Origin of the sequence: Pelomonas dachongensis (assembly GCF_043555865.1) — a bacterium.
Lineage (GTDB): Bacteria > Pseudomonadota > Gammaproteobacteria > Burkholderiales > Burkholderiaceae_C > Pelomonas > Pelomonas dachongensis.
In genome coordinates this window covers 1-3,606 of record NZ_JBIGHY010000028.1, presented here as the reverse complement: position 1 = coordinate 3,606, position 3,606 = coordinate 1, and the positions used below count along the sequence as shown (strand labels likewise).

The window sequence follows — 3,606 nt, the reverse complement described above, 5'->3', positions numbered from 1 at the left end:
TGTTGGCGGCGGTCAGGATCCGCTGTTATTCGGCGGTGAGGACGCGGTTTTGCAGCTGAGCCAGTAGCGGGAACGAACAGCGGCAAGCTCCCTGCGGATCCCGACGCAGAGGCGACGGCATCAACCGCGACGGCGTCAGAACGGCTCGTCCGGGTCCAGTGATGGCGGAGGTGTTTGGGCGACGAGCTGGTCCCGCCAAGCCTGCTGGATCTGCGGGCCGTACCGGGCCCACAGCTGCTCACGCAAGTCCTGAAGGCACTCGAAGACCGCCAACGCCTGCTCGGGCGTCCAATGCTCGGGGAGCGCTGACGGCGGCGCTGCCGCCGCATGGCGAGGCCTCACGGCTTGGCCTTGCGCGGTGCGGTGCCAGCCTTGGCCGCCCGCTGACGCGTGCGCGCGGCCAGCCGCTCCTGTGCTTCCTTGGCCCGGTAGGAATCGCCCTCGATGCGCACCACCTCGGCGCGGTGCATCAGCCGGTCGACCAGGGAGACGACGCAGGCGGCGTTGGGGAAGACTTCGCCCCACTCGGCGAACGCCTTGTTGGTGGTGACCACCGTACTCTTGTGCTGGTAGCGCCGGCTGACCAACTCGAACAGCAGGTCGGCGTGGCGGTTTGAGTAGGAGAGGTAGCCGACCTCGTCGATGAGCAGCAGATCAGGCGCGGCGTAGTGACGCAGTCGCCGCCGCAGGGTCGAGTCGCTGTCTAGGGCCGCCAGGTCGCCCAGCAGATGGCCAGCGGTGACGAACAACACCGTGTGGCCGGCCAGCACCGCCTGGTAGCCGAGGTTGCAGGCGCACATGGTCTTGCCCACGCCGTTGGGCCCCACGAGCACGACGTTGGTGGCGTCAGCCAGGAACTGCAAGGACATGAGGTCTTCCACCGCGGCGCGGTCGACCTGCTCGGGCCAGCTCCAGTCGAAGTCGGCCAGCGGCTTGAACTGGCCGATGTGGGCTTCGCGCAGACGGCGCTCCAGGCTGCGGCGACTGCGCTCCTGGGTCTCCCAGGCCAGCCACTGCGCCACGCGCGAGGCGGCCTCGGGTTCGCTCATCACGTCGGCCCAGTGGGCCAGCAAGCCGTGCAGGCGCAGCCCGGTCGCCTGGACCCGCAGTTCGGCGGCATTGATCGGCAGGGGGGCGTTCACGGCTTCTCTCCTGTATCCACCGGCGCGATCCGGTCGTAGCTGGCCAACGTGTGCGAGCGCACCGGCGCGTCGCGGCGCGCCACGTCCTCGCTCAGGTGCAGCGCCGTGGGCGGCGGCAACCCCTGCTCCTCGCGGGCGCGCTCCAGGGCCAGGCGCACCGCGTTCGGGTGCGGCACGCCTTGGGCGAGCGCGCTCTCAATGGCGGCCTGCAGTGCCGTCGCCCCGTAGCGATCGAGCAGGCGCAGCAATGCTGCGGTGATGGAGCCCAGGTTCTCGCCGCGCTCGGCGGCTTGCGCGAGCAGCCTCGAAGCGGCTGGCACTGCACGGCTGACCCGGTCGACACCGCGATGACCGCGTGCCTGGCGCTTGTGCTGCGCCAGCGCGTCGATGTGCTGCGGGTCCTCGATCTGCGCGCCGGCGTCGTAGCTGCGCGCGTGGCTGGCGATCTCGGCCGCGCCGTCGAACACGCGCACGCGCGCCTCGTCGGCCAGCACGGCCAGCGTGCGTCGCACATGGGTGTGGGGCACCGAGTAGTCATTGAGCTCGAAGCGCACGTAGGGCGTCTTGCCCACCTGCACGGCCACGCGTTCGCCCAGCGGGTAGTCCTGCACGGGCAGCGCAAGCAGGCTGACACGCTCGACCTCGAACGCCTGGCGCACGCTCAATGCGCTGTCCTCGGGCCAACGCCGGTCCGAGGCCAGGCCTTCGCACCACTGGCGCGCCTGGGCATTGAGGTCGTCCAGGTCGGCGAACTCGCGCGCGGCGAAGAAGCTCTCGCGCACATAGCGGATCGCCCGCTCCACTCGACCCTTCTCGTTGCCACGCGCCACCGCCACCGGGCGCGCCTCGAAGCGATGGTGAGAAGCGAACTTCAGCAGCTCGGGATTGAACCGGATGGCGTCGCCCACGCGCTCGAGCACGGCGCTCTTGAGGTTGTCGTACAGCAGCACGCGGGCACAGCCGCCATAGGCGGCGAACGCCTCGACATGGCCACGCAGGAAGCTGTCCAGGCGGGCATCGAGGAAGAAGCGCAGGAAGATCCGGCGCGAGTAGCTCAGCACCATCACGAAGGCCATCAACGGCCGTCGGGCGCGACCTACTGCCAAGTGGCCGAAGTGACCCCAGTCGACTTGTGCTTGTTCACCCGGCAGGGTGCGCAGCCTCAGATAGGCCTGGGCCGCCGGTCGCGGGCGCATGCAAGCCACGAGGTGGCGGAAGTGGTCGGGGCTGCCGCGGTAGCCGCGCTCGTGGACCATGTCGAACAGCCGCGCCGCAGTGAGCGTGGGGAACTTCCCCAGCGTCTGCAGGATGAACGCCCGGAAGGGGTCGATGCGGCTGGGACGCAGCACCGTGGTGGGCGCCGGCAGGCCGGCCTGCGCGAGCACGCGTCGCACGGTGTCGCGGTGCACGTGAAGCTGGCGCGCGATGGTGCCCACGCGCCAGCGCTCGGTGTCGTACAGGCGCAGGATCTGCGCGTTCAAGTCGGCGGAGATGACCAAGGGAGCTCCTTGAAGGAACACAGAGAACTCAGGGGCTGGGATCGACCACACGAGCCGGCCAGCGCCGCAGGCCGTGACGCACGAAGCCTTGGCGCACCCAGGGCGACAGCGGTGCGGCGCAACGCCGGCAGCGTGCGCGGACCAGCGGTGCGTCGATCGGGAGTGCGCCGGCAGCGGTGACGCTGACCGTATGGCCTTGCTCGTTCGCGGTCAGTGGAGCAGCGGGCGGCACGTTCGGCCAACCCTGATGCGTCACGAAGTGCGCCTGGCCGCCGGTGTCGACGGCGGCGTCGATCGCGATCGCAGTGGTGGCGGCGACGGCGGCGATCTCGCACTGCCTCTGGCGCCAGCGCCGTGATCGATCGGCGTGCGCCATCCGACCCGCACGGCTGCTCTGGTAGCGCTGCGCGGCGGCGCGCTGGGCTTCGCGGCGGGCCGTGCCCGAACAGGCGCGGCTGCAGTACCGCTGGCCGCGATCGCAGCGGCTGCACAGCAGCACCTGCGCACGGCAGCGCGCGCACACGAACAGACGGGCGGGATGGTCGACGGCCAGGCTCCCCGGGACGACTCCCGAGGAACGCCAATGGCCGCCCGCAAGCGGCGTGTACGGCCGCATGTCGCGGCATACACTTCACTCGCATCCCGCCTCTGGCGCGGTTGTAGGGCACGGCGTCGGGCTTGAGCAGCCACGCGATGGACCGGCGCCGTGCCCGCCTACCACTCAGGCACGCCGAGGTTCTACCTCACCGGCCGCGCGCTCCCGGCCACCCACCGATCACACCCTGCTCGAGGCCCGCCATGCGGCCGCCCTGCAGGGCGGCCGCATGGGCATCAACTCATTCCCCACGACGATCACCACAGATCGCCGTCGACCCGCACCCAGCACGCAAACAGCCCTTTACAGAGCTTGGAGCGGAACCGCCATCTCACCGCCGAATAGAAGCGGATCCTGATCGCCGTTCACA

4 protein-coding genes are annotated in these 3,606 nt (G+C 70.2%); all 4 read right to left on the bottom strand.

Annotation, left to right across the window (positions count from 1 at the left end; all coding sequences use genetic code 11):
* Positions 1 to 135 precede the first annotated feature (135 nt).
* Genes ACG02S_RS26120 through ACG02S_RS26480 form a run of 4 tightly spaced genes read right to left on the bottom strand, consistent with a single transcriptional unit; the run spans position 136 to position 3,257 of the window.
* Positions 136 to 342, bottom strand: a complete 207-nt coding sequence (locus ACG02S_RS26120; RefSeq protein ID WP_394473428.1) for a hypothetical protein — start codon at positions 340 to 342, stop codon at positions 136 to 138.
* Positions 339 to 1,124: an IS21-like element helper ATPase IstB gene (gene istB / locus ACG02S_RS26115; protein WP_474103953.1), complete on the bottom strand. Its 786-nt coding sequence runs from the start codon at positions 1,122 to 1,124 to the stop codon at positions 339 to 341. The genes ACG02S_RS26120 and istB overlap by 4 nt, the downstream gene beginning before the upstream one ends.
* Before the next feature lie 14 nt (positions 1,125 to 1,138).
* Positions 1,139 to 2,641, bottom strand: coding sequence for an IS21 family transposase (gene istA / locus ACG02S_RS26110; protein WP_394473426.1), 1,503 nt, complete (start codon positions 2,639 to 2,641; stop codon positions 1,139 to 1,141).
* 28 nt (positions 2,642 to 2,669) lie between these two features.
* Positions 2,670 to 3,257: a hypothetical protein gene (locus ACG02S_RS26480; RefSeq protein WP_474103952.1), complete on the bottom strand. Its 588-nt coding sequence runs from the start codon at positions 3,255 to 3,257 to the stop codon at positions 2,670 to 2,672.
* Positions 3,258 to 3,606 lie beyond the last annotated feature (349 nt).

Excerpts from the sequence above, each read along its gene's own strand:
- ACG02S_RS26480 (WP_474103952.1), bottom strand. The coding sequence starts at position 3,257 with ATGCGGCCGTACACGCCGCTTGCGGGCGGCCATTGGCGTTCCTCGGGA.